Annotated in this window: 2 protein-coding genes; both read right to left on the minus strand. The window is 63.2% G+C overall.

The annotated features are described in order from the left end of the window. Positions 1-64: 64 nt before the first annotated feature. Positions 65-847 carry an IS21-like element helper ATPase IstB gene (gene istB, locus E3N85_RS00625; RefSeq protein ID WP_134458379.1) on the minus strand — a complete coding sequence of 261 codons (783 nt, stop codon included), beginning with the start codon at positions 845-847 and terminating at the stop codon, positions 65-67. Continuing rightward, positions 847-2,082: an IS21 family transposase gene (gene istA, locus E3N85_RS00630; protein ID WP_134458381.1), complete on the minus strand. Its 1,236-nt coding sequence runs from the start codon at positions 2,080-2,082 to the stop codon at positions 847-849. The genes istB and istA overlap by 1 nt, the downstream gene beginning before the upstream one ends. Positions 2,083-2,155 lie beyond the last annotated feature (73 nt).

Here is a 2,155-nt window from a genome sequence, read left to right on the forward strand (position 1 = left end):
TGTCGACGACGGTTGAAAATTGAGCCACTATCGACGGTGAAAACTGAGCCACTTGTTGTGTGTTCTATTGTGCCGCGTTCTCGGCGCGGACTGAAGGTAAAGATTCGATTCCGGTGTTGTGCAGCCGGTAGCTGGCGCCTTTGAGGGTGATGACGTCGGCGTGGTGGACGATGCGGTCGATCATGGCTGCAGCGACGATCTGATCGCCGAACACGTCGCCCCAGCGGGCGAAGGCCAAATTCGACGTCAAAATCAGTGAGGCGTGTTCGTAACGGGACGAGACGAGTTGGAAGAACAGATTCGCCGCGTCTTGTTCGAAGGGGATGTAGCCGACTTCGTCCACGATGATCAGCCCGTAACGACGCAGTTTCACGAGCTCTTGCGGGAGCCGGCCGAGTTGGTGCGCGGTTTGCAGCCGGGCCACCCATTCGACTGCGGTCGCGAACAGCACCCGGTGGCCGGCGTGGGCGGCTTTGAGCCCGAGACCGATCGCAAGATGCGTTTTTCCGGTGCCGGGAGGACCGAGCAACACGACGTTTTGCGCTTCGGCCAGGAATGATCCGGTCGCCAGGTGGGCGATGGTGTCGCGGCGCAACGCGGGCTGATGGTCGAAATTGAAGTCTTCCAAAGATTTCCGGGCCGGGAACCCGGCAGCTCGGATACGGATCTCCGCCCCGGACGCTTCCCTCGCGGACACTTCCCGGGAGAGGACCGCGGCGAGGTATTCCTCGTGAGTCCAGGCGGCCTGCCGGGCTTGCTCGGCCAGTCGGGTGGCGGCGTCGCGAATGCGCGGTGCTTTGAGCGCTCGAGCGAGATACTCGATCTCGCTGCTGGTCGTGTCGCCCATTACACGGCCTCCTCGTCCAGACCTTGGACGTCGAAGTTGACGCCGAACGCGGTGTCGTAGTCGGCCAGATCCCGCAGCAAGTCCGTGTCCGTCGGCGCTGCGGGCGGATGTTGAAAAGCGCGGCGCAACCGGCCGGCCTGAACCACATGGGTGGGATCGGTGATGGTCTTTGCGGTCGACCACACCCGGTCATGACAGGCCACCACACGCTCGTCCAACCGGACCGTCACCTGAGACAAAGTCGCGGTGACGTCGACCAGCCGGCCGATCGCGGTCGGGTCCACCGAGTAATCGTTGCTGGCGACACGCACGTAGTAGTCCCGCGGCAGCCGCACCCGGGCGGTGAAGCCGACCAGCGGTGCCAGCGGCGGCACGGGCAGCATCGCCGCCCGGTCCTGACCGATGAACTCGATCGGTTTGCCGCCCAACCGGCGGACAGTCCTGGCGTTGGCCGTGGGAAGCCAGTCGGCTAGCTGCCGGTTGAAATCGTCCGGGCTGGTGAAGCTGCGCCCGGGCAAGAACGACGTCTCCAAGTACTGGTTGGCGCGTTCGACGATTCCCTTGGATTCCGGATCGAACGGTTTGAGCTGCACGATCCTGGTCGCCAACATTCCGGTGAATGCGCTAACCCCGGCGGCGAAATGGTTGCCACGGCCGATGCCGGCCTCGTTGTCCCAGATCAGGCGGCGCGGCACTGCCAGTAGCTGGGTCGAGATCAGCTGCCACATCCCGGCCAGCAAATCCGGCGTCGTTCGCGAGGGCAGCATCACCGCCGTGATGAAGCGGGAGAATCCAGACACCATCACCAGCACTGGCGGTGAGCCCGTCTGGCCGGCTCCCAACGGGATCTTCACCGGCGGAAACCACAAGTCGCACTGGGTTTGATCCCCGGCCGCATAGTTCAACCGGTCGGCCGGATCCGCCGGCGCATACTCCGGCCGCAACCGCGCAACGGTTTCACGAAACCAAGTAATCGACCCGGTCCACGCCAACCGCTCAGCCAACACCGTCGCTGGCATCCGCGCGTTCTGCGACAACAATTCCCGAATCCGCGGTTCCAGAGACCGCATCCCCGACGACCGATCGACGCCCTCATATTTGGGCGGTTTCTCTGACTTGATCGCCTTCGCGATCGTGTTCCGCGCGATGCCCAACCGCTTCGCGATCTCCCGCTGCGACACGCCCTCATTTAAATGAAGGCGACGAACCAAAGCCCACTCTTCCACCGTAATCACCCATCAATCGTGCTCGGGTGGCTCAGTTTTTACCGTCGATTCTGGCTCAATTTCTAACCGTCGCTGACACCGC

Source organism: Cryobacterium sp. Hz9, assembly GCF_004402825.1.
GTDB lineage: Bacteria > Actinomycetota > Actinomycetes > Actinomycetales > Microbacteriaceae > Cryobacterium > Cryobacterium gelidum.